We start from the raw sequence: 23408 nt of genomic DNA, 5'->3' as shown, positions 1-23408 counted from the left end.
GGGAAGAGCATTTGCGGACGAAGATGGTTCGCCCATCGTCCGTACAGTCTGGCCCGAAACAGGCTTCCGCCGCGCGCCCATTGGCTTTATCGGAAAGGGCATGGGCGAGGAGTTGATACTGGCGGACGAACAGGCGACGCTCGCATTCGGCGCCCGCATCGCCTCTATCCTCCGTCCCGGCGATGCTATCGCCCTGTTCGGCGATCTCGGCGCGGGCAAGACGACGCTGGCGCGGGGCATTTTGCAGGCGTTCGGCCTCGAAACGGAAGCACCCAGCCCGACATTCGCCATCGTCCAGCCCTATGAGCCGCCCGAAACGCGCATTCCCGTCTGGCATATCGATCTCTATCGGCTCGAAGACCCGGAAGAGGCGTTGGAACTGGGGCTGGACGAGGCGCGGCGGGAGGTCGCGATGCTGATCGAATGGCCCGAACGGCTCGGCGCGGGACTGTGGGAGGATGCGTTGCGGCTGCACCTTTCCATCGCGCATAAACGGGGCGCGGGCGGGGATGGGCGGTCCGCCGCTCGGCGCTTGACAGCGACGGTTCCGCCCGCTTGGGAGACGCGATGGCCACCAGCATGAAAAATCCCGAATCCGCGCCCGATTTCCTCGCCGCCAATGGCTGGGTGGACGGCGCGCTGCTGCCGCTCGCCGGCGATGCCTCGTTCCGCCGCTATTTTCGCGTCGTCGCGCCCGGCCGGACCGCCGTGCTCATGCATGCGCCGGCCGACAAGGAGGACAGCAGGCCCTTCATCGATGTCGCCGAACATCTGAACAGGCTCGGCTTTGCCGCGCCCAAGATCATGGCGAGCGATCTGGAGCAGGGCCTCATCCTGCTCGAGGATTTCGGCGACGCGCGGATGCGCGAGGTCGTCGACGCCGCGCCGGAGAGCGAGGCGCGCATCTATCGCGATGCCGTGACCCTGCTCGGAGTGCTGCACCGTTCCGGCGCCGGCGATCTGCCGCCCTATACGATGGACGAATATCTGCGCGAGGCACGGCTGTTCACCGAATGGTATGCCCCGGCGCTCGACCTGATCGTCGATGAGACGGCGTTCGATGCGGCGTGGCAAAAGGTGCTCGCGCCGATCGTGGATTTCCCCGAACCGGTCACGGTGCTGCGCGACTATCACGCGGAAAACCTGATGCTGCTCGAAGGGCGGCACGGGATCGGGGCGCTCGGTCTGCTCGATTTCCAGGACGCGCTGGCCGGGCATCCGGCCTATGACCTCGTATCGTTGCTCCAGGACGCGCGCCGCGATGTCACCCGCGAGCTCGAGGAGAATATGCTCACCCATTACCGCGTGACCAACCCGGTGGATGGCGGCCCTCCGTTCGACGCCGCCTATGCGATCCTCGGCGCGCAGCGCAACGCCAAGATCCTGGGTATCTTCACCCGGCTGTGGAAGCGCGACGGCAAATCGCGCTACCTGTCCTATCAGGCGCGGGTCTGGAAATATCTGGAGCGCGACTTGCGGCATCCGGCTCTCGCGCCGGTTACCGCCTGGTTCTCGGCGAATGTACCGATGGGGAAGCGGGCAGACGCCTGGCAGGGGGGATCGCCGCGATGAACAAATTCACCGCGCCCCTCGCGATCCGTCCGGCGGCCGAAGGTCCGGCCGTCGATACCGCGATGGTCATGGCGGCGGGCCTCGGCAAGCGGATGCGGCCGCTGACGGCGACGACGCCGAAGCCGCTGATCCAGGTACAGGGCCGCGCGCTGCTCGATCATGTGCTCGACCGGCTGCGCGATGCCGGCGTCGCCAAGGCGATCGTCAACGTCCATTATCTCGCCGATGCGGTCGAGGCGCATGTCGCGCGGCGCGGCGGCGATATCAACATCACCGTGTCGGACGAGCGCGCCGAGCTGCTCGAAACGGGGGGCGGGGTCACCAAGGCGCTGCCGCTGATCGACGCCGATCCGTTCTTCGTCCTGAACTCGGACGTCATGTGGATCGACGGACCGAGCGATACGCTCAGGCTGCTCGCCGCGCGCTGGGATCCCGACAGGATGGATGCGCTGCTGCTCCTCGTCCCGCAGGCGCATGCCCATTGCCACAGGGGCCGCGGCGATTTCCACATGGACAGCGTCGGCCGGATTTCGCGGCGCGGGCGCGGCAAGATCGCACCGTTCGTCTATTCGGGTATCCAGCTGCTGTCCAAACGCCTGTTCGACGATGCGCCGGCAGGACCGTTCTCGACCAACATCCTCTGGGACCGTGCGATCGAACAGGGTCGCGCCTACGGCCTCGCGCATCAGGGCCTGTGGTTCGATATCGGCACGCCGCCCGCGATCAAGAAGGCGGAGGCCATGCTCGTGGATGGCTGAGGCCGTTCACCCCAGCGTTTACACGATCCCGCCCCACCGGGCCTTTGCCGACGCGCTTGCCGCCGGTCTGCTCAAAAGCCACGGAAAAGACCCGCTCGGCCTCGCCCGCGGCATCATTCTCGTACCGACCAACCGGACGACGCGCGCTATCCAGGACGCTTTTGTCCGGCGCGCCGAGACCGGCCTGCTCCTGCCGCGTCTGGTACCGATCGGCGATCCGGAAATCGCCGAGACGCTGGGGAGCGCGCTCGATCCGATGGGGGAGGGGGCGGATGTTCCGCCCGCGATCCCGCCGCTCGAACGCACGATGCGGCTTGCGACGCTGGTCCAGCAGGTCCGGCGCCGGATGGACGATCCGGTCGATGCCGGGGAAGCCGTGCGCCTCGCCCGCGATCTCGGCACGACGCTCGACCAGCTGCTGATCGAGAAGGCGGACCCGAATTCGCTCGCCGACAGTGTCGAGGCCGATCTGTCGCATCACTGGCAGGTGTCGCTCGATCAGCTTGCCGTGATCCTCGAACAATGGCCGGCGGAACTCGAACGGCTCGGCAGGATCGACATGGCCGAGCGCCGCAACCGGCTGCTCGACCATGTGGCGCAACGATGGAAGGATGCGCCGCCGCCCGGTTTCGTGGTCGCGGCCGGCATCGCTTCGACCTCGCCCGCCGTGGCCGGCGTGCTGCGCACCGTGTCGCGCATGGCGGGCGGCATGGTCGTGCTGCCGGCGCTCGATATCACGATGCCGGAAGCGGAGTGGGAGGCGCTCGGCCCGCATGAGCCCGACCCCGAAACGGGCTTCCGCACACGGTCGATCGAAACCCATCCGCAATTCGCGCTGAAGCTGCTGCTCGACCGGATGGGCGTGGCGCGCGCGGAAGTCGCGCGCTGGCGCTGGGGCGGCGGCCGCGATTCCCCGGCGGTGCGCACCCGAGCGATCGGCAATGCGATGGCGCCTGCCAACTATACCGGCAAATGGAACGACCTGCCGCCGCGCGAACGGCGGCTGTCGGGCATGCGCGGGCTCGAACTGGCGACTCCGGCCGAAGAAGCGCAGGTGATCGCGATCGCGATGCGCGAAGCCCTGGAAGAGCCCGGGCGCACGGCGGCGCTCGTGACGCCCGATCGCGCGCTCGCGCGGCGCGTCTCCGCGCATCTCAAGCGCTGGGGAATCGAAGCCGACGACTCGGCCGGCCGTCCGCTCTCCGAGGAGCCGCCGGGCACGCTGCTCTTTGCGCTCGCCGAGGCCGCGGCTGAGCGTTTCGCGCCGGTGCCGCTGCTTGCGCTGCTCAAGCATCCGCTGGTGCGGGCGGGCGACGGACGGGGCAGCTGGCTTGCCGAAGTGCGGCGGTTCGATATCGCCATGCGCGGTCCGCGGCCAAGACCCGGCCTCGACGCGGTGACCGCACATCTCGGCAAACTGCTGGCCGATGCGCGTGACCAGGCCAAACCGGCGTTCGCCGCCACGCTCCGATGGTGGAAGGATACCGCCGAACTGCTGGCCCCGCTCGAACGGGCGGCCGGCCGGACGAAAGACCTGCCCGGTCTCGTCGCTGCGCTCCGCAAAGCCGCCACCCGCCTTGCGGGCGATGCGGTCTGGTCGGGTCCCGATGGACGCGAGGCCGCGCGGTTCGTCGCCGAGTGCGAGGCGCAGGCGGCGCTCGGCCCCGCCGATGCCGGGATCGCGGATCTCGCGCCGCTGCTGACCCATCTGATGGCCGATATCGCGATCCGCCCGCCCCAGGGAGGCCATCCGCGGCTGTTCATCTGGGGTGTGCTCGAGGCGCGGCTGCAACAGGCGGACCTGATGATCCTGGGCGGTCTCAACGAAGGCGTGTGGCCGAACCTGCCGACCCCCGACCCGTGGCTGGCGCCGCGCCTGCGCGCCGAACTCGGCCTGCCGGGGCTCGAACGTCGGATCGGCCTCGCCGCGCACGATTTTGCAAGCGCGCTCGGCGGGCGGCAGGTGCTCGTCACCCGCGCGCGGCGCGATGCCAGCGCGCCCGCCATCGCCAGCCGCTTCTGGCTCCGGCTCGAAGCCATGACCGGCGGGCTCACGCGCGCACCGCGTTTCAAGGCTTGGGCGCAATCGATCGACCGGGGACGGGAAATCGCGCCCACCGAACGCCCGGCGCCCCGTCCGCCGCTCGCAGATCGCCCCCGGAAGATATCGGTGACCAAGGTCGACCGGCTCAAGGCCGATCCCTTCGCCTTTTACGCGCAGACGATGCTGAAGCTCTCACAGCTCGATCCGGTCGATGCCGAGCCCAGCCCGGCTTGGCGCGGCTCCGCGGTTCATCAGATTCTCGAAGACTGGTTTCGCGAGGACCGGTGCGATCCCGACAAGCTCGTCGCGCGCGCGGAGACATTGCTCGATGCGAGCGACGCCCATCCGCTGATGCGCGCCTTGTGGCGGCCGCGGCTGATCGAGCCGATCCGCTGGATGACCGAAAGGGTAAGGGCCGATATCGCGGCGGGGCGGGTGCCGATTGCCTCGGAGGTCGACGGAAAGACCGAGATTTCCGGTGTGACACTGACTGGCAAGGCCGACCGGATCGACCGGCTGGACGACGGTTCGCTTGCCATTATCGATTACAAGACCGGGCAGCCGCCGAGCCCTGCGGCCGTCGAAGCGGGGTTTGCGATGCAGCTCGGCCTGCTCGGCCTGCTGGCGGATCGCGGCGCGTTCGACGGTGTCGAGGGCGGCGCGGCGGTGTTCGAATATTGGTCGCTCGGCAAGGATGGCGACGGGTTCGGCTATGTGAAGCAACCGTTCCGCAAGCGCGGCGACGCGGAAATCACGGCCGACAATTTCGTCGCCCATGCCGCGTCCGTCTTCGCGACCGCCGCCGAACAATGGCTGATCGGCGATGAACCCTTCACCGCCAAGCTGCATCCCGAATATGCGCCCTATGGCGAGTATGACCAGCTGATGCGGCTCCAGGAATGGTACGGGCGCGGCGATGGGTGAACCGGCCGTGATGATCCTCCCCTGCAAGGGGAGCGGGACCGCCGAAGGCGGTGGAGGGGTATCACCGCTTTCGTCTGGCGAAATCCTTGCCACACATAATTACCGCGTGGCCTTCGTTGACCAGCGCATTCGGACGGAAGATTTGGCATGTTAAGCGGCCCGAAAAGAACGATTGCGCGTGCCCGGCGTTTACGTCGGGAGATGAGTCCGCCGGAGATAATCTTGTGGCGGGAGCTCCGTAAACGTCCGGGTGGCTGGAGGTTTCGCCGCCAGCATCCTGCAGGGCCGTTCGTCGCCGATTTTTTCTGTCACAAGGCGAGGTTGGTGATTGAGATCGATGGTTCTTCGCATGATATGGTCGACCGGCCCGCAAAGGATGTCCGACGCGATCGTTGGTTCAGCGACAGAAAGCTGAAAGTCGTGCGGATTCCCGCGCAACGGATTTTCTTCGACCTTGACGCTGTAGTCATCCAAATTGTTGAAGCCGCCAACTCCTCCCCTTCAAGGGGAGGGGGACCGCGAAGCGATGGGGAGGTATAACAGTTGACCTGTTGCGCTGTGCAGCCGCTGATACCCCTCCGACGACCCTACGGGCCGCCACCTCCCCTTGGAGGGGAGGAGTATAGCGATGCCTAAACGTCTCTCGCCCCTTTACCCGCTGACCGGCGAACAGCGCGCGGCGTCCGATCCCGATGCATTGGCCTGGCTCTCCGCCTCCGCGGGCACCGGCAAGACGCAGGTGCTCACCGCGCGCGTCATGCGGCTGCTGCTCTCGGGCGTCGATCCCGCCTCGATCCTCTGCCTCACCTTCACCAAGGCCGGTGCGGCGGAGATGGCGGACCGCATTCATGCGCGCCTTGCCCATTGGGTTCGCCTCAAAAGCCCATTGCTGGCCGCGGAGCTGAGAGCGCTGGGCGAGGCGCACGATCCGGACTCCGTTGAGTATGCCCGCCAACTCTTCGCCCGGGTGCTCGATGCGACGGGCGGGGGCCTCAGGATCCAGACGATCCACGCCTTCGCCCAGAGCTTGCTCGCCGCCTTTCCGGCCGAGGCGCGGATCGTGCCCGGTTTTCGGCCGATCGAGGGGCGCGAGCAATCGCTGCTGATGCGCGAAACGCTGGCCGCGATGCTCGTCGCGGCCGAGGAGCGCGCCGACGGCGCGCTGATCGCCGATGTGCAGCAGCTCAGCCGGAGACTGGGCGAGGAGGGCGCGGAGGGCTTTCTCCAGCGCTGCGCGCATTCGCTCGAGGCGATGGTGGGGCTCGGCGCGACCGAGCTGTTCGGCGACGTGCTCAGGCGGGCGCTGGACGTTCCGCTGGGCGATATCGACGCGGCGATCGTCGAAGCCTGTTCCGACGAGGCTTTCGATATCGCGGCACTACGCAGGATTGCCGCCGCCAATCGCGATTGGGGCACGAAAACGGGTCTCGCCAATGCCGATATGCTTGCGGGTTGGCTGGCGGCAGATGCTGAAACACGGGCGTTGCAGCTTCCCGAATTGCGCGGAATTTGGGCCACGAAACAGGGCGATTTGCGCAAGTTCAGCGCAAAACTGCTCGATTCCGATCCCGAATATGCGCAGCTTTGCACAGAACTGGACGCTGCGGTTGCGGGGTTGCTCGCGCTACGTATCAAGGCGGAGTTTGCCGACTTTGCTGCGGCGGCGTTGCGCGCGGGACGGATGTTTGCAGAGGATTATGCGATCGGCAAGCGCCGGGCGGGGGTGCTAGATTTCGACGACATGATCCGCCTGACCCGCTTTCTGCTCGGTCAGGAGGGGATTGGCGAATGGGTCCGCTACAAGCTCGACCGGTCGATCGACCATATCCTGGTCGATGAGGCGCAGGATACGAACGTCGCCCAATGGTCGATCATCGAGGGGCTGAGCGCCGAGTTCTTCGAAACCGATCCCGACAGCGCCGATGCCGCGCATCGGACTATCTTCGCGGTCGGCGATTTCAAACAGGCGATTTTCGGGTTCCAGGGCACCAATCCGCAGGCCTTCGAAGACGCGAAACAGGCGTTTGCCGCGCATATTGCGGAACGCGAGCGGGAACTGCGCGATCTCAGTCTCGACAAGAGCTACCGATCGTCGCCCCCGATCCTCGAACTCGTCGATGCGGTGATGGACGGGATCGGCGGCGCGGCGATCGGCCTGCCGGGCGGCCTGCGCAGCCATGTCAGCGCGCATGGCGGGCGACCGGGCCGGGTGACCCTGCTCAAGCCGGTGCGCGGCGAGGCCGTCGACGATGCCGATCCGGGCGAGGAAGGCTGGCTCGCCGACGCCAAGCTCGCGCTGGCCCGCAAGATGGCGAAACAGGTAAAGGACTGGCTCGCCGAAGGGCCGGACCAGCTCTGGCTTGCAAGCAAGGGCAGGGCGCTGCGTCCCGAAGACGTGCTGATCCTCGTGCGCAGCCGCGGCGAACTCGCCTCGCTGCTCGTCGCACGGCTGCACGAGGAGGGGGTGCCGGTCGCGGGTGTCGACCGGCTGATGCTCACAGATCCGCTGGCGATCCAGGACCTGCTCGCCGCGTTGCGTTTCGCGCTCCAGCCCGAGGACGACCTCAATTTCGCGAACCTGCTGGTATCGCCACTGATCGGCTGGTCGCAGGATCAGCTTTATCGGCTCGCAAGAAATCGAAAATCTAGTCTATGGAGCGCATTGCGCGATGAAATTGATAATGAGAATCAGGAATTTGCGGGGCTCGGCGACACGCGTCTGGCTGTAAACGAAATACTCGATCAAGCCGATTTTGTCACACCTTATCAGCTGCTCGAATCGATCCTCTCCGGGCCCATCCATGGACGGAAAAAGCTGCTCGCCCGGCTCGGCGAGGAAGCGCGCGATCCGATCGAGGAACTGCTCAACGCCGCCTTGCTGTTCGAAGCCGACAATCCGCCGTCGCTCCAGCATTTCCTCGACTGGTTCGATCGCGGCGATGCCGAGATCAAGCGCGATCCGGCGGCGCCGCTCGATGCCGTGCGCGTGATGACTGTCCATGGCGCGAAAGGCCTGCAGGCGCCGCTTGTGATCCTTGCCGACGCGACCTTCGATCCGGACCTTGCGCGCAGCCGGACCGTCGATTTTTCGGTCGCGGACGACCGCCCTGCCATCCCGCTGCCCCATCCGCGCCGGGCGGAACAGGTCGATGCGCTGGCCGACGCCGTAGAGCGCCAGAAGACCGCCGATCGCGAGGAGCATTGGCGGCTGCTATACGTCGCGCTTACCCGCGCCGAGGAGCAGCTGGTGATCGGCGGATCGCTGGGGCCGCGGAACAAGGACGGCGCGCCGCAAGACAGCTGGTACGCGGCGGTCGAGCGCGCAATGGACAGGTTCGACGGCGACTGGCAGGAAAGCGATCTCTGGCAGGGCGTTAGCCTGTTCGATGGCGCTGCCGTGTCCAAAGCTTCGCCGCGCACAGCGGCCTCCCGGCGCTCTGTGGTCGCCGATCTCGCAAAGCCCGAGTGGCTGGAGCAGCCCGCGCCGCAGGAGGAACGCCCACCACGGCCGCTCGCGCCGTCCTCGCTCGGCGCGGACACCGTCGCCGATCCGCCGCCCGATGCCGCGATGCTGGAGGCCGCGGAACGCGGATTGCTGCTCCACGCCCTGTTCGAGCGGCTGCCCGAAGTCGAGCCGTCCCGGCGCCGGGCGGCGGCATTGGCCTGGCTCGAACGATCGGCAGGACTGGGCGATGCGTCGCGGCGCGAAAGGCTGGCCGACGATGCGCTCGCCGTGATCGATGACCCCGCTTTCGCCGATATTTTCGGCCCCGATGCGCTGGCCGAAGCGCCGATAGCGGCGGTGGCCGGCGACATCGTCGTCTCGGGCACCGTCGACCGGCTGCTCGTCGGCGAGGATGCCGTCCGCGTTGTCGATTTCAAGACGGGGCGCGTGGTGCCCGACAGCATCGATACGGTTCCCGAGGGACATCTGCGCCAGATGGCGGCCTATGCCGCGGCGTTGGAGGTGGTTTTCCCCGGCCGCCGGATCGAGCCGTGCCTCCTCTACACCTCTGGCCCGCGGCTGATTACCCTGTCGGATCAGGATGTTGCAGCGAACAAGCCCGGCTTGCCCCGCGCAGAGCAAAGTTTGTCGCCGAGCGGTTGAGCCGGGGCAGGGGGCACTCTACATGACGAGTAACCGATAAGGAGATTAAGATCATGACAACCAAGCCGGTAACCGATGGAAGTTTCGAACAGGATGTCCTCAACGCCGATGGCCCCGTCCTCGTCGATTTCTGGGCCGAATGGTGCGGCCCGTGCAAGATGATCGGCCCGGCGCTCGAGGAACTGTCGGATGAAATGTCCGACCAGGTGACGATCGCCAAGATCAATATCGACGAAAATCCGGAAGCCGCCGCCAAATATGGCGTGCGCAGCATTCCGACCATGCTGATCTTCAAGGGCGGCGAAAAGCACGCGGAAAAGGTCGGGGCGGCGCCGAAGATGCAGCTCAAGCAGTGGATCGAGAGCGCGGTCGCTGCATAACTAACCGAACAGGATTTCCGCGGCCTGATCCCAGAGCTGCGGCGTGGCGGCCGAGAGCAATCCCGGCCGCCTTTTCGTTGGCGTGTAGAGCGTGCCGTCCGGCCAGGCGGTCTTGCCCCCCGCTTCGGCCAGCAATAGCGCGCCCGGCGCATGGTCATAGGGCCAGGAGCGGGCAAACAGCGTCATGTCGTTTTCGCCGAGTGCGAGCCGCGGATATTGTTCGCCGGCGCAGCGCGGAATCGCGACGATCCGCAGTTTTCCGCCCGCGCGGCGCTCAAGGCCGGCGCGTTCGTCTTCCGACAGGAAATGCACGCCGAGCGCGGCGATCGGCCGGGGCTCGCCGGTCGGTCGGGCGCGGATGCTCCTGCCGTCGACAAAGGCGCCGTTGCCGCGATGGGCGTGGCACATGCGCCGCGCTACCGGATCGTAAATCCAGCCCGCTTCGGTTTCGCCATCGACGAGCAGCGCGACCATGATCGCGAACGGCGTCACGCCTTCGGAAAAATTGGTCGTGCCGTCGAGCGGGTCGACGAGCCAGACCATCCCTTCGCCGAGCTCGTCGAGCATCGCGGGATTTTCGACGGCGGCTTCCTCGCCGACGATCCGGGCTTCCGGGCAGATCGCCGCCAGCGCCGCGGACAACCGCTCCTCGCTCTCGTGATCGGCGACCGTGACGATGTCGCCGGGCGATTTCTCGGCGATTTCGTGCGCCGCCAAAGCTTGAAAGCGCGGCATGACGATGGTCTCGGCGGTTTCGCGCAACAGGGCGGAAACCGGCGCGTGAAAACGATGGGCGCTCATGTCCGGTAGTCGGCGTTGATCGTGATATAGCCATGGGTGAGATCGCAGGTCCAAACCGTGGCCCGGCCCTCGCCGATCCCCACATCGATGCCTATCTCGATCTCGTCGCCCGTCAGGTGCGCGGCGACGGGCGCTTCGTCATACCCTTCGACCGCGAGACCGTTTTCGGCCACCTGCGTCGCGCCGAAGCGGATCGAGAGCCGGTCCCGGTCGGCCGGTTCGCCCGCCTTGCCGACGGCCATCACGACCCGGCCCCAATTGGCATCTTCGCCGGCGATCGCGGTTTTCACGAGCGGCGAATTGGCGACCGAGAGCGCGATGCGCCGGGCGCTCGCGTCGCTTTCCGCGCCCTCCACAGCGATCTCGATGAATTTGGTCGCGCCTTCGCCGTCGCGCACGACGAGCTGGGCGAGGCCGAGGCAGACGGCCTCCAGCGCGGCGACAAAGGCGTCTGCGCCCAGGTCGTCGGGTCCGGCGAGCGGAGCGTTGCCGGCCTGGCCCGTTGCGAACATCAGCACCGTGTCCGATGTCGACGTGTCGCTGTCGACCGTGATGCAGTTGAAGGTTTTCGCGACGGCGCGGTTCAGCATCTCCTGCAGGAAAGCGGCGTCGATCGCCGCATCGGTAAAAAGGAAACCGAGCATCGTCGCCATGTCGGGCGCGATCATGCCCGATCCCTTGACGATGCCGCTGATCTGGACAGTCGTATCGCCGATCACGGCGCTGGCTGTCGCGCCTTTCGGAAAGGTGTCGGTCGTGCCGATGGCCCGCGCCGCATCCTCCCAGCTGGCTTCGTCGGCCGAGAACGCGGCCTCGATCCCGGCTTCCGCCTTGTCGATGGGCAACGGCTCGCCGATTACCCCGGTCGAGGCAATGAATATCTCGTGCGGCGCGCAATCGAGATGCGCCGCTGCTTTCGCCGCGATCGCCTCGACCGCGGCGCGGCCCCGATTGCCCGTAAAGGCGTTCGCGTTTCCCGCATTGACGACGAGTGCGCGCGCCTCGCCGTGCGCCAGCGCGTCGCGGCACCATTCGATTTCCGGGGACGGACATTTTGAACGTGTCGTCACACCAGCGACGGTGGTGTTTCCCTCTAACTTGATGAAAGTGAGGTCATGGCGATCCCAATCCTTATATTCCGCGCGCGAAACGCGGATCTGCATACCCTCAAGCGCAGACATATCTGGAAAGCCGATACCAATGGTGTCCATTTCGGTCATGACCGCCCGACTAACCTTACTCGCTGCATAGAGAAACTGAAAAGTTGTCGGTTTGTCTGCAGGACTTTAACGAGGTTTTTGGGAAAGCAGCTTTGAACTGGCGTCAACCATGAAGAATTTCTCGATCGGTATGGCCATTGCGTTGGCCGCCAACAGTGCATGGACCAGCCCGGCATTGGCTCAGGCAGAGCCATCGCCAGCCATGCCGTTAGGCAATCCCGGATCCTGGATCACCACCGCCGATTATCCGCCTATGGCACTTAGGCTTGAGGAAGAAGGGATAGCGAGTTTTCGTTTGCGGATCGGCGTTGATGGCAAGGTGAAAGAATGCACGATTACCTCGTCCACAGGCTCTGAACTTCTCGATGAACAAACATGCGGAGCGCTCACTTTTCGGGCACGGTTTAGACCGGCGAGAGATGCGGATGGGAACCCAACCGAAGGATCATATTCCAGTTCTGTGAGATGGGAGATTCCATCGCGATCGGGCGGTGGTAATGAAGACCTATCGCTGAGCATGAGGCCGTCGGCGAACCTGGCCGAGTTTGTCGTCGATTTCGCTGCGGATGGAACGGTCGCAGGCTGCGAGCTTATCGCGGTTGAGCCTGCGAATGGATTGGCGGAGACGATACAGAACCAATTCTGCCAACAATATGAATATTCAGGATTTCAGGTAACGCCTTATACGGACGATGATGGCAATCCGGTTTCAAGGCGAGCCCGAATACGCTTCAGCACGACGATCGAGGAAATCCCAGAGAGCGAAGCGGGGCAATAATTGACTATCCTCCCACCGATCCCTACATCGCGCGCCTAGGTTTTTAGGGGATTTCGGGCCGTTTTCGATGGCCGCCCCAACACAATAAACGTCAGGAACGCCCATGTTTGGCGGCATTGCCAAATCACTATTCGGATCGAGCAACGATCGGTATCTCAAGAAACTCGACAAAATCGTCGCGCAGATCAATGCGCTGGAGCCGGAAATCCAGGCGCTGAACGACGATCAGCTCAAGGCGCAGACGCCCAAACTCAAGGAACGGTTTGCCGGCGGCGAAACGCTCGACGATATCCTGCCCGAAGCCTTTGCGACGGTACGCGAGGCGGCGATGCGGACATTGGGTCAGCGCCATTACGACGTGCAGATGCTCGGCGGTATCGTGCTCCATCGCGGCGAAATCGCGGAGATGGCGACCGGCGAGGGCAAGACGCTGGTCGCGACCTTGCCCGTCTATCTGAACGCGCTCGAGGGCAAGGGTGTCCATGTCGTGACGGTCAACGACTATCTGGCCCGGCGCGACGCCGAATGGATGGGCGAGGTCTACCGCTTCCTCGGTCTCGAGGTCGGCGTGATCGTTCCGAACCTGCCGGAAGAGGAGCGCCGCGCGGCCTATGCGGCCGATATCACCTACGGCACGAACAACGAATTCGGGTTCGATTATCTGCGCGACAATATGAAATATACGCGCGCGCAGATGGTCCACCGGCCGTTCAACTTCGCGATTGTCGACGAGGTCGACTCGATCCTGATCGACGAGGCGCGGACGCCGCTGATCATTTCCGGGCCCACCGAGGACAAGTCGGAACTCTATATGGGCGTCGATGCGGTCGTGAAGCAGTTCGACGAGGAGGATTACGAGCTCGACGAGAAGCAGCGCGCGGTTACGCTCACTGAAGACGGCACCGAAAAGGCCGAGCGCATGCTCGAGGAAGCCGGCCTGCTTGAAGGCGCCAATCTCTACGATTACGAGAACACGCTGGTCGTTCACCACCTGCAACAGGCGCTGCGCGCCAACACGCTGCAGAAGCGCGACAAGGATTATCTGGTCAAGGATGACGAGATCATCATCATCGACGAATTTACCGGGCGGATGATGGAAGGTCGCCGCTGGTCCGACGGTCTCCACCAAGCGGTCGAGGCCAAGGAAGGCGTGCCGATCAAGCCGGAAAACCAGACCTTGGCGTCGATCACCTTCCAGAATTATTTCCGCATGTATCCGAAGCTCGCGGGCATGACGGGTACCGCGCTGACCGAAGCGCCCGAATTTTTCGACATCTACAAGATGAACGTGACGGTCATCCCGACCAACAAGCCGATCCAGCGGATCGACGATACCGACGAATTCTACAAGGACGAGATGGACAAGTTCGCGGCGATCGCCAAGGCGATCGGCGAAGCGAGCAAAAAAGGCCAGCCGGTGCTGGTCGGCACGGTTTCGATCGAGAAGTCCGAATTGCTGTCCGAATTCCTCAACAAGGAAAAGGTCGAGCATGCCGTCCTCAATGCACGGCAGCATGAGCGCGAGGCGCATATCGTGGCGCAGGCGGGGCGTATCGGCGCGGTGACGATCGCCACCAACATGGCCGGTCGCGGCACCGACATCCAGCTCGGCGGCAATGTCGAGTTTCGCATCGGCGACGAGCTGGCCGATATGCCGGACGGGCCAGAACGCGACAAGGCGATCGAGCAGATCAAGGCCGAAGTCGCGGCGGAAAAGGAAAAGGTGAAGGAAGCCGGCGGCCTGTTCGTGCTGGCCACGGAGCGGCATGAGAGCCGCCGCATCGACAACCAGCTGCGCGGCCGTTCGGGGCGCCAGGGCGATCCGGGCCTGTCCCGATTCTATCTGTCGCTCGACGACGATCTTTTGCGTATTTTCGGGCCGCAGACGATGTTCGCCAAGATGGTCCGCAGCAACCTGGAAGAGGGCGAGGCGATCGTCAGCCCCTGGGTCGCCAAGGCGATCGAGACGGCGCAGAAGAAGGTCGAGGCGCGCAACTATGATATCCGCAAGCAGGTCGTCGAATATGACGATGTCATGAATGACCAGCGCAAGGTCATCTACGAGCAGCGCGGCGACATCATGGATGCCGAGGGTGTCGACGATATCGTCGTCGACATGCGGCAGGAAACGGTCAACGGTATCGTGGCCGACCATTGCCCGCACGGTACCTATCCCGAACAATGGGATGTCGATGGCCTCAAGAAACAGGTCGACGAGGTTCTCGGGCTCCAGCCGACGATCGACGATTGGATGAAGGAGGACGAGGTCGCTCCGGATTTGCTCGAGGAACGGCTGCTCGAACTCGCCGACCGGCAGGTCGAGGAAAAATCGAAGGATATCCCGGCCGAGGACTGGGTGGGGGTCGAAAAGAGCATCCTCCTCCAGAATCTCGATGTGCAGTGGAAGGAGCATCTCTCGACGCTCGACGCGCTGCGCCAGGTCGTGAACCTGCGTTCCTATGCCCAGAAGAAGCCGATCGACGAGTATAAGCGCGAAGCCTTTGCGATGTTCCAGCAGATGCTGGTCAATATCCGCGAGGAAGTGACGAAAACGCTGGCCTTCGCGACCTTTACCCGGGCCGAGCCGCCGCCCTTGCCGGAGCTGCCCGACTTCATCACGACCCATATCGATCCGCTGACCGGCGAGGATAACAGCGCCGATATCGACGGCGGCGATCTCGGTCTCGTCACGACGAAACTGCCGCCGCGCCAATCCGCTGCGCCGCGCCTCGACGAAATGGCGGCCGGCAACGCGGACGAATGGCAGGGCAAGGTGAGCCGCAATGCGCCATGCCCGTGCGGGTCGGGCCGGAAGTTCAAACATTGCCACGGGGCGCTGAGATAGCGGCTAGCATGACCTGCCGGGTTGTGCCGTCGGCGCGGCCGCGGCGGTGATGGCGGCCGCAGACCCGGTCGTCCTTGCAGACGATGCGCTGTCGCGCGGCGACAATCTCGAAGCCTATGACATCGCGATGTCGGCGCGCGAGGAGGGGATCGAAACCCCGCGGCTCGCCTATATCGCCACCCTCGCCCTTGCGCGCATGGGCGACACGAACATGGCGCTCGATTTCTACGAGCAGGCCGGGCTCGGCGCGATCGATGACGACGACATATTGGCGCTCTGGGGGCGGCTGAAAAAGGACCTGGCCGAAAAGGCCGATGATGATGAGCGCGCGGCGTTGTTTGCCGAGGCCAGCAAGGCCTATCGCGCCGTCTACGAAAACCGGCCCAGCTATTATACCGGCATCAATGCGGCGACGACGGCGCTGCTCGCCGGAGACCGTCCGTGCGCGGAAGAACTGGCGCACAAGATATTGGAAGACCCGGCCGTTGCGAAGCCCAGCGGTTTCTATGCGACCGCCACGGCCGCCGAGGCGAACGTGCTGCTGGGCCGTGCGAGCGAGGCCTATGCCGCGATCGCCGATGCGGTCAGCTGGTCCGATGCCAGTGTCGGATCCAAGGCGTCGACATTCCGCCAGATGATGCTGATCGCCAAGGTCGCTCCCGACATGGCCGAGACGATCGCGCCGCTGCTCGAAGCGCTCCGGCCCTCGCCGGTTCTGGTCTATACGGGCCATATGTTCGTGGCCGACGCGGCGGCGGAAGCGGCGCTCGCGGAGAAAATCGAGGCGGCGCTCGACGCGTTGAATCCCGATACGGCCTATGGCGCGCTGGCCTGCGGCGCCGACATTATTGTTGCGGAGGCGATCTTGCGGCGCGGCCTGGAACTCCATGTCGTGCTGCCCTTCGAGCGCGAGGATTTCGTCACCCAGTCGGTGCGGCCCGGCGGCGAGGCCTGGGTCGAACGGTTCGACCATTGTCTCGAACGCGCGGCGCGGGTCAGCTATGCGACCGATATGGGCTATATCGGCGATCCGAACATGTTCAGCTATGGATCGGCCGTCGCGATGGGGCTGGCCCGTATGCGTGCGCGGCATTTGCGCACGAGCGCCGTTCAGCTCGCGATTGCGCAAAAGGAGAACAACTCGCTTCCGGCCGGCACCAACAGCGATGTCGGCATCTGGCAACGGCTCGGCCATCACAGCGAGATCATCGATCCGGGCGCGATCGATCGCAAACTCGATCGGCCTCCGGATATCGCCATGCCCGAAGGAGTGACGCGGGTCGCCCATTCGATGATCTTCGCGGATTTCGCCGGCTTTTCGAAGCTGTCCGAAGCCGCACTGCCGCTCTTTACCAGCGAGATTCTCGGCAGGGCCGGTGCCGTGCTCGACGAATATGGCGACAAGGTGCTCTACCGGAACAGCTGGGGCGATGCGCTCTATGCTGTGATCGCGACGCCGATCGATGCGGCCGAGATCGTGCTCAAGCTCCAGCGGCAGGTAAACGACGTGCCCGAACTGCTGCGCGACTGTGCCGGCAGCAATTGCGGCATGCGGATCGGGCTGCATCATGGCCCGATCTATCGGGGGCATGATGCCGTAACGATGCGGACGAGCTTTTTCGGGACCGAAGTGACGCGCACCGCGCGGATCGAGCCGGTCACGCCGACCGGCGAGGTCTATGCGACCGAAGCCTTCGCCGCGATCCTGGCGCTGGAAACCGAGCAGCGGTTCGGCACCCATTATGTCGGCCGGGTCCAGCTCGCCAAGGATTATGGGGAACTCGCAATGTACAAGCTGAGTCCGCGCGACAGCGGCGAGGCGGCCTGACGAGGTCGAACGCCCCCGGGGCGATGGCTCAACCGGTTTCGTGCAGGCAAAATACTCCGCCGATGGCGGCCCGGATCATCGCGAGATGGCCCGTCCCCTCAACATGGGTGCTGTCAAGCAGTATCTCGCAGTCCAGCGACCGCGCGTCGCTCATCGCAGTGTCGATATCGGCCGTCGCTATCCAGGGTATCCAACCGGACGCGCCGCTGGAATCGGCAGCGGTCGCGAGGGCTGTGTGGCCGCGGCGCTCGGCCATTTCCCAGCCGAAAAGGCCTGCGTAGAATTTGGCCGTATCGGGACTCGCCGGCCCGAACAACTGGTCGCGCGTAAACAGGCCTTTCGGTTGCGGATAGCCGTGCGACGGAACGAACGGGCATATGGCGGCGCCGTCAGGGTCGTGCAAGACGGCGCTGCGCCCCACGCCGGGAATGTCGAATGGCGCGCGCTCTATCGTCCCGCCGAGCCCCGTCGCCCTCTCGACCGCGGCGTCCACTTCATCCACCGTCACGAAGGGCAACCAATAGGACGGTGTCTCGATGCCGGGGTTGACGAACCCGCCATGGGCCTCGTGATCCGCCATGATCAGCGGGTAATCGGCTTCGCCCGACCGCCAGACAAAGTCTGTGCTGTGCTCGATCAGATATTCCCACCCGAGCAGGTCTTCATAGAAGCGCATTGCCGCCGGTACGGCGCCCGTCACGAGATCGTGCCAGACGATGCGATGGCGCGTGTCTTCAGCGTTCATCCGCCTTTTTCTCCCATATCTTTTGAATCAGGCAGTGTCGGCGATCAGCACATCGGCAACAGGTCGCCGCAGCGACATCGGCAGCGGGGGCGCGTATCCGAAACGGATGACCAGATCGGGGCGCGCATCTCGATTGCCGAGCCATTGCGCGAAATCCGCACGGACCGATGGCACCTCGACCGGTTGATTGATGTGGGAGTGCCGAATGCGCAACGCTGTCGCCTGGAGCGCAAATCGCTGGAAGCTGCGGCCGACGTCGATCCAGCTGGCGATATCCGGGCGCTCGCCAACAAATACGGCGACGCCGGCTGAGGTTCTCAACTGGCTGGCATATCTGTCGTTCTCGGCACTCTTGCGGTAGAGCATGGCGAACAGACGCCGGCCGAGCCAGCCAGACATGGTGAGATTGCCCGAACAGGCCGAGAACAGGCCATCGCGGGCATAAAGCGCTTCGGCGGCGTTGAAACGGATCGAGTCCCTGAGTTCCCGGACAAAGGCCGGATCGTCCATCTGTGCAGAATTTCCGGCGATCACGTGATCGAGTATGGCTTCGCGATCCTCGTCGCTCGTGAAGATTTCCACGGCAACACCGTCGATCCGCGCAGCATTTACAAGTTGCCTGATGTCGTCCCGGGGGACCAGCCTTCCATCGAAGTCGGACCGTGTCGATTGACGTTCCCTGATGGCATCGAACAGCGCGTTTTCCTGCCGGGCGCCCCGCGCGAGATCGATATCGATCCGGCCGTCGCCCCCGGTCGCGATATCCATCGCTCCAGGGCGTCCCGACGCCGCTGCGGCGATGAGGAAATTTTCGGCGGCGCATCCCAGGCTCGCATAAAGGTGATGATCGTCCGGATCGACGGCCGCGGTCCGCCGGCCAAGATCGGGTAGTATGGACGTGCGGCCGCCGCGGACCGCAAAACGCCATGGCTGCACATTATGGCCGTTGGCGGCCAATGTGGCGAAGCGGATGAAGTCCAGAATCTCGGGGTTTGGTGGTAGTGCCGATCTCAGTTCGGCGGCGGCCCGGTCATACCCTCGCATGCCGCCTCCCGCACATCCCGACAGTGATGTCGAAAGCGCCGCGGCGGACGAGGCAGCAATGAAACGGCGCCGGTTGACCATCATCGACTCCCAAGCCTCGCGACGGCGTTCGATGCGAGGCTGAAAAAAATCGTACCGCCGGTTTCACGCGAAAAGCTTGATCGGCATCAAGCCTCGCGACAGCCGGCCGGCCGCGTTTCGATGAAAAGCTGCTGAAAGTGGCTCCCCGGGTCTGATTCGAACAGACGACCGATCGGTTAACAGCCGATTGCTCTACCGCTGAGCTACCGGGGAATGCCCTTGAAAACTGCCCGGCGATTCTCGGGATCGCCTTGCAGACGGGGGCCTATAGCAACGCTTCATGGGGCGATGCAAGCGTCTCAGACGATGAATTGTTCGCGCGCGATACGTTCGTCGAGCGCATGTTCGGGGTCGAACATCAGCGAGAGCGTCAGGCTGGTATCGAGATGCACGTCGACTGTCGCCACGTCCCGCACTTCGCGCTGGTCGGCGACCGCGCTGACGGGCCGTTTCAGCGGCTCCAGCACGCGGAACGCGATGCGCGTCGTATCGGGCAGGATGGCTCCGCGCCAGCGCCTCGGCCGGAAGGGGCTGATCGGCGTCAGTGCGAGCATGTTCGATCCCATCGGCAGAATCGGGCCGCGCGCGGAAAGGTTATAGGCCGTCGAACCTGCTGGCGTTGCGACAATGACCCCGTCGCACACCAGCTCGTCGATCACGACATTGCCGCCCGCCTTGACCTCGAGCTTCGCGGTCTGCCGGGTTTCGCGGAGGAGCGAGACCTCGTTGATCGCCGGGCTCGACACCGTATCGCCGTCGACCGTGACTGCGTCCATGCGCAGCGGAGTGACGGTGAAGGTTTTCGCCTGGGCCAGCCGCTTCTCGAGCCCAACGGGCCGCCATTCGTTCATCAGGAAGCCGACCGTGCCGAGATTCATGCCGAACACCGGCTTGATGCGATGCTCGGCCAGCATCTGGTGAAGCGTTTGCAGCATGAAACCGTCGCCGCCGAGCGCGATAACGCCCTCCGCGTCCTTGAGATCGACGAAGTCATGATGTTCGCGGAGCAGCGCCTCGGCCTCCTGGGCCTCTTCGGTTGGCGATGCGACAAGGGCGTATTTCCGGTCGATCGTCATCCCCCGGTCACGCTCATATGGCGGGAGACGGCCGGTTCGGCATTGTCCGCGCGGATCGCGAAATCATGCGCGAGCGGTTTGAGGATCATCGCCTGGTCCAAAACCCGGTCGAGCGCCTCGCGCCCGCCTTCGCGCAACGCGGTTTTGAGATCGAGGTGATCGTCATGGCCGAGGCACATATAGATCTTGCCCGAAACCGTGATCCGGACGCGGTTGCAGCCGGCGCAGAAATTGTTGGTCAGCGGCGTGATGAGGCCCAGTTTGAGGCCCAGTTCCCCGACATTCCAGTAGCGGGCCGGCCCGCCGGTCCGCTCCATCAGCGGAACCAGCGTGAAACGGTCCTCGAGATCGCGCTGCACGGCGTCGAGCGGCAGATAGCGGTCATGCCGGTCATCGTCGATCTGGCCGAGCGGCATGGTCTCGATCAGGGTCAGATCATGGCCCTCGTCCGCGCACCAGCGCATCATCGGCACGATTTCGCGGTCGTTGAGGCCCTTGAGGCCCACCATGTTGATCTTGACGCGCAAGCCCGCGGCCTTGGCGGCGGCGATGCCGTCCAGAGTGCGGCCGATCTCGCCCCATCGCGTGATATAGCGGAAGGTTTCCGGATCGCGCGTATCGAGACTGACATTGACGCGCCGCACACCCGCATCGACCAGCGCTTCCGCATGTTCGGCGAGCCGCGTCGCATTGGTCGTCATCGTCAGTTCGTCGAGATCACCGTTCTCACGATGGCGGCCGAGCATGCGGACCAGATCCATGACTCCGCCGCGGACCAGCGGTTCGCCGCCGGTCAGCCTGATCTTGCGAACGCCGCGCTCGACAAAGGCCCCGGCGATCGCATCGATTTCCTCGAACGAGAGGATATCGCGGCGCGGCAGGAACTGCATCTTCTCCGACATGCAGTAACGGCATCTCAGATCGCAGCGATCGGTGACCGATATACGCAAATAGCTGATCCGGCGGCCATGGGCGTCGGTAAGCGGTGGTGCCTGCGTCGGAGCGTCTGAGGCCATGGGACATGCCCTAAAACGGGGCGGTGGCAGGGGCAAGTGTGGATCGGAACATTGCGCAGGGCGGGTCGCGCTCTAAGGTATCGCCGAAATATGCCCGGTATTGCCGCAGCGGAGCCAAGATCATAGCGCCATTCGCATCCTCGACCGGAAATCCGCTCTTTCTGCTATCGTTTCGTCAGAGAAACGAGTTGGCCGCGATCGTCGAGCGGGCAGGGTGGACGCCGATCGCGGCGCGGCGGCTCGAAAAGGCGGAACGGCGATTCATTCTCTCGGGCGCGCGCATCGCCGTCGTCGACGCGCGCGGCGCGTTCGAAGATGGCCTCGCGGCGATCACGGCGCTTTCCGAGCCGGTCGAAGCGAATGCCGCGGCGTTGCTGGCGCTGGTGTCGAAAAAAGACGTCGCCCGGATCGATTCCGTACTCGCCGCCGGTGCGACGCATTATCTGGCGAGCCCGTTCGGGGAGCAGGAACTGGTCCAGGCGCTGCGCTTCGCCGACCGCTACACCGTCCGCGTAGGGGGGCGTTACCAGCACGCAACGACGCCGACCCGGGCGGAAACCGATACTCTGAACTGGCAACTCGATCGCGAAACCGAGACGGTCAACCTCGCGCCGGCGCTAGCGCGGCTGCTGGCCTTGCCGCCAGAGAAGGCCGCCTCCCTGCCATGGTCCGACTTTCTGGGGGCGCTTGGCGACGGCGCAGTCGAAGAGTCCGAACGGGCGATCCGCAAATTCGACGATGCGAATGAGCCGACCGCTTTCGCACATGACGCACCGGGCGCCGGCGATGATCGGATGGTGCATCACCTGACCCGTGACGAGGCGACCGGCCAGATCGATGGCTGGATCGAGCTGCCCGATGAAGACACGGACCGCCAGGCGCTCGGCGAACGCGATTATCTGACCGGGGTCGGCGATGTACACAGCGCCCATCAATGGATCGACCGTCAGCTAGCTGCGGATGTCGACGCTGGACCGAAACTGGCGTTACTGCTGGTTTCGCTTCATCGCTTCGAACGCATCAATCAGGCTTATGGCAGCGCGACCGGCGACGCGGTGTTGCAGGGGATGGCGCGGCGGATCGAACGGCTGGTGTTCGGCATGCCGATGCGCAACAAGCTGGTGGCGAGGCTGGCGGGCGCGGAATTCGCGATCGGTCTTGCGCCGTCGGTTTCGCTCGACGAGGCGGAATTTGCCGCGCGCCAGCTCGCCGGGGTGATCGAGCAGCCTTTCATCACCGATGACCAGGTCATCCGGCTCAAGGCGCGATGCGGCATCGTGACGAGCGTCGAGACGGACATGGACGCTGCTGGTGTCATGCGGCGGGCCAGCGTCGCGCTGGCCGAAGCGCGCGACGGCGACTCGCATCCGATCCGCGTGTTCGGCAAGGACGAGGAGGTCGAGGCCGTGCGCGACAGCCGGCTCGAGATCGATCTCCGGCACGCGCTCGATCGCGACGAAATCGAGATACTGTTCCAGCCCCAGGTGTCGGTGACGTCCGGCGCGATCATCGGCGCCGAGGCACTCGCGCGCTGGCAGCATCCCACCTATGGCGAGCTGGGCGCCGTCGCCCTGTTCGCGGCCGCCGAGCGCTCCGACTATCTGACCGAATTGTCGATGCATGTGCAGCAGAAAGCGGTGGAGGCAGCCGCGAACTGGGCCGATGCGCTGGGCGGTTTGAGACTATCCGTCAATGTCACGGCCGCCGATATGGCGGAGCCCGATTTCGTCGATCGATTTGCGGCGATGGTGGATGCGGCGGGTTTCGATCGGGGCCGGCTGACGGCCGAGGTGACCGAGAGCGGGCTGATCGAGGATCTGGGCGTCGCCGCCGATCGCCTGGCCGCGCTTCGCGCAGACGGTTTTCGCGTGGCGATCGACGATTTCGGGACCGGCTATTCGAGCCTCGCCTATCTCAAATCGCTGCCGCTCGACTATCTGAAGATCGATCGCCGGTTGAGCCAGGACATTGCGGGCAGCGCGCGCGACCGGATCGTCGTTACCGGCGTCATCGAAATGGCGCGCTCGCTCGGCCTGTCGGTCATTGCCGAAGGCGTGGAGACTGACGAACAGCTGACCCTGCTCGCCGAACAGGGCTGCGAACTCTATCAGGGCTTTCTGTGCGCGCCGCCCGTGACGTCGGAGAACCTGGCCGGGCTCGTCGAACGCCGAGCCTGACGGTCAGTCTC

17 protein-coding genes and 1 tRNA gene are annotated in these 23408 nt (G+C 64.8%); 11 read left to right on the top strand and 7 right to left on the bottom strand.

What is annotated here, in order from left to right; all coding sequences use genetic code 11:
• The first annotated feature begins 100 nt into the window (after positions 1-100).
• The 7 genes from tsaE to trxA all read left to right on the top strand — a co-directional run bounded on the left by tsaE (position 101) and on the right by trxA (position 9786).
• Positions 101-583, top strand: coding sequence for a tRNA (adenosine(37)-N6)-threonylcarbamoyltransferase complex ATPase subunit type 1 TsaE (gene tsaE, locus HFP57_RS03900; protein WP_176868569.1), 483 nt, complete (start codon positions 101-103; stop codon positions 581-583).
• Positions 568-1572, top strand: a complete 1005-nt coding sequence (locus HFP57_RS03895) for an aminoglycoside phosphotransferase family protein (protein WP_425500726.1) — start codon at positions 568-570, stop codon at positions 1570-1572. The genes tsaE and HFP57_RS03895 overlap by 16 nt, the downstream gene beginning before the upstream one ends.
• The gene (locus HFP57_RS03890) at positions 1569-2330 is read left to right on the top strand and encodes a nucleotidyltransferase family protein (RefSeq protein ID WP_176868568.1); all 762 of its coding nucleotides are present in this window, start codon (positions 1569-1571) and stop codon (positions 2328-2330) included. Before HFP57_RS03895 ends, HFP57_RS03890 begins: the two co-directional genes overlap by 4 nt.
• On the top strand, positions 2323-5298 hold the full coding sequence (gene addB, locus HFP57_RS03885) for a double-strand break repair protein AddB (RefSeq protein ID WP_176868567.1): 2976 nt from the start codon (positions 2323-2325) through the stop codon (positions 5296-5298). Before HFP57_RS03890 ends, addB begins: the two co-directional genes overlap by 8 nt.
• Positions 5299-5445: 147 nt before the next feature.
• Positions 5446-5838, top strand: coding sequence for an endonuclease domain-containing protein (locus tag HFP57_RS03880; RefSeq protein ID WP_176868566.1), 393 nt, complete (start codon positions 5446-5448; stop codon positions 5836-5838).
• Between the two features lie 88 nt (positions 5839-5926).
• Positions 5927-9406, top strand: coding sequence for a double-strand break repair helicase AddA (addA, locus tag HFP57_RS03875; protein WP_176868565.1), 3480 nt, complete (start codon positions 5927-5929; stop codon positions 9404-9406).
• Between the two features lie 53 nt (positions 9407-9459).
• The gene (trxA, locus tag HFP57_RS03870) at positions 9460-9786 is read left to right on the top strand and encodes a thioredoxin TrxA (protein ID WP_176868564.1); all 327 of its coding nucleotides are present in this window, start codon (positions 9460-9462) and stop codon (positions 9784-9786) included.
• Here trxA and HFP57_RS03865 read toward each other — a convergent pair whose 3' ends face one another.
• On the bottom strand, positions 9787-10587 hold the full coding sequence (locus HFP57_RS03865; protein ID WP_176868563.1) for an inositol monophosphatase family protein: 801 nt from the start codon (positions 10585-10587) through the stop codon (positions 9787-9789).
• Entirely contained in the window at positions 10584-11798 is a 1215-nt protein-coding gene (gene argJ, locus HFP57_RS03860; RefSeq protein WP_425500735.1) for a bifunctional glutamate N-acetyltransferase/amino-acid acetyltransferase ArgJ, read from the bottom strand. The genes HFP57_RS03865 and argJ overlap by 4 nt, the downstream gene beginning before the upstream one ends.
• A gap of 118 nt (positions 11799-11916) precedes the next feature.
• Between argJ and HFP57_RS03855 the strand changes: the two genes are divergently transcribed.
• The 3 genes from HFP57_RS03855 (at position 11917) to HFP57_RS03845 (ending at position 17258) form a co-directional block, all read left to right on the top strand.
• Positions 11917-12585: an energy transducer TonB gene (locus HFP57_RS03855; protein ID WP_176868561.1), complete on the top strand. Its 669-nt coding sequence runs from the start codon at positions 11917-11919 to the stop codon at positions 12583-12585.
• A gap of 103 nt (positions 12586-12688) precedes the next feature.
• Positions 12689-15430: a preprotein translocase subunit SecA gene (secA, locus tag HFP57_RS03850; protein WP_176868560.1), complete on the top strand. Its 2742-nt coding sequence runs from the start codon at positions 12689-12691 to the stop codon at positions 15428-15430.
• Positions 15431-15479: 49 nt separating this feature from the next.
• Positions 15480-17258 carry an adenylate/guanylate cyclase domain-containing protein gene (locus tag HFP57_RS03845; RefSeq protein WP_176868559.1) on the top strand — a complete coding sequence of 593 codons (1779 nt, stop codon included), beginning with the start codon at positions 15480-15482 and terminating at the stop codon, positions 17256-17258.
• A 28-nt stretch (positions 17259-17286) separates the two neighbouring features.
• On the opposite strand, the gene HFP57_RS03840 is transcribed toward HFP57_RS03845, so the two are convergent.
• From HFP57_RS03840 to moaA, 5 genes are all read right to left on the bottom strand, one after another.
• Positions 17287-18003: a VOC family protein gene (locus HFP57_RS03840; RefSeq protein ID WP_176868558.1), complete on the bottom strand. Its 717-nt coding sequence runs from the start codon at positions 18001-18003 to the stop codon at positions 17287-17289.
• A 27-nt stretch (positions 18004-18030) separates the two neighbouring features.
• Complete coding sequence (locus HFP57_RS03835) at positions 18031-19047, bottom strand: Acg family FMN-binding oxidoreductase (RefSeq protein WP_218135068.1); 1017 nt, start codon at positions 19045-19047, stop codon at positions 18031-18033.
• A gap of 219 nt (positions 19048-19266) precedes the next feature.
• Positions 19267-19341 (bottom strand) — tRNA-Asn (locus HFP57_RS03830).
• 86 nt (positions 19342-19427) lie between these two features.
• Positions 19428-20204: an NAD kinase gene (locus tag HFP57_RS03825; RefSeq protein ID WP_176868557.1), complete on the bottom strand. Its 777-nt coding sequence runs from the start codon at positions 20202-20204 to the stop codon at positions 19428-19430.
• Entirely contained in the window at positions 20201-21220 is a 1020-nt protein-coding gene (gene moaA, locus HFP57_RS03820; RefSeq protein ID WP_176868556.1) for a GTP 3',8-cyclase MoaA, read from the bottom strand. Before moaA ends, HFP57_RS03825 begins: the two co-directional genes overlap by 4 nt.
• Before the next feature lie 188 nt (positions 21221-21408).
• Here moaA and HFP57_RS03815 point away from each other — a divergent pair, with 188 nt between their 5' ends.
• Positions 21409-23397, top strand: coding sequence for a putative bifunctional diguanylate cyclase/phosphodiesterase (locus tag HFP57_RS03815; protein WP_246263333.1), 1989 nt, complete (start codon positions 21409-21411; stop codon positions 23395-23397).
• Positions 23398-23408 lie beyond the last annotated feature (11 nt).

This window comes from Parasphingopyxis algicola (assembly GCF_013378075.1).
In the GTDB taxonomy this organism is placed as follows: domain Bacteria; phylum Pseudomonadota; class Alphaproteobacteria; order Sphingomonadales; family Sphingomonadaceae; genus Parasphingopyxis; species Parasphingopyxis algicola.
The sequence above is the reverse complement of the archived record's forward strand: the minus strand, read 5'-3'. Positions and strand labels throughout refer to the sequence as shown.

Bases quoted from the DNA above. Each gene is read 5' to 3' on its own strand.
- tsaE (WP_176868569.1), top strand. From the start codon at position 101: ATGGGCGAGGAGTTGATACTGGCGGACGAACAGGCGACGCTCGCATTC.
- HFP57_RS03895 (WP_425500726.1), top strand. From the start codon at position 568: ATGGCCACCAGCATGAAAAATCCCGAATCCGCGCCCGATTTCCTCGCC.
- HFP57_RS03890 (WP_176868568.1), top strand. From the start codon at position 1,569: ATGAACAAATTCACCGCGCCCCTCGCGATCCGTCCGGCGGCCGAAGGT.
- addB (WP_176868567.1), top strand. From the start codon at position 2,323: ATGGCTGAGGCCGTTCACCCCAGCGTTTACACGATCCCGCCCCACCGG.
- HFP57_RS03880 (WP_176868566.1), top strand. From the start codon at position 5,446: ATGTTAAGCGGCCCGAAAAGAACGATTGCGCGTGCCCGGCGTTTACGT.
- addA (WP_176868565.1), top strand. From the start codon at position 5,927: ATGCCTAAACGTCTCTCGCCCCTTTACCCGCTGACCGGCGAACAGCGC.
- trxA (WP_176868564.1), top strand. From the start codon at position 9,460: ATGACAACCAAGCCGGTAACCGATGGAAGTTTCGAACAGGATGTCCTC.
- HFP57_RS03865 (WP_176868563.1), bottom strand. From the start codon at position 10,587: ATGAGCGCCCATCGTTTTCACGCGCCGGTTTCCGCCCTGTTGCGCGAA.
- argJ (WP_425500735.1), bottom strand. From the start codon at position 11,798: ATGGACACCATTGGTATCGGCTTTCCAGATATGTCTGCGCTTGAGGGT.
- HFP57_RS03855 (WP_176868561.1), top strand. From the start codon at position 11,917: ATGAAGAATTTCTCGATCGGTATGGCCATTGCGTTGGCCGCCAACAGT.
- secA (WP_176868560.1), top strand. From the start codon at position 12,689: ATGTTTGGCGGCATTGCCAAATCACTATTCGGATCGAGCAACGATCGG.
- HFP57_RS03845 (WP_176868559.1), top strand. From the start codon at position 15,480: ATGGCGGCCGCAGACCCGGTCGTCCTTGCAGACGATGCGCTGTCGCGC.
- HFP57_RS03840 (WP_176868558.1), bottom strand. From the start codon at position 18,003: ATGAACGCTGAAGACACGCGCCATCGCATCGTCTGGCACGATCTCGTG.
- HFP57_RS03835 (WP_218135068.1), bottom strand. From the start codon at position 19,047: ATGCGAGGGTATGACCGGGCCGCCGCCGAACTGAGATCGGCACTACCA.
- HFP57_RS03825 (WP_176868557.1), bottom strand. From the start codon at position 20,204: ATGACGATCGACCGGAAATACGCCCTTGTCGCATCGCCAACCGAAGAG.
- moaA (WP_176868556.1), bottom strand. From the start codon at position 21,220: ATGGCCTCAGACGCTCCGACGCAGGCACCACCGCTTACCGACGCCCAT.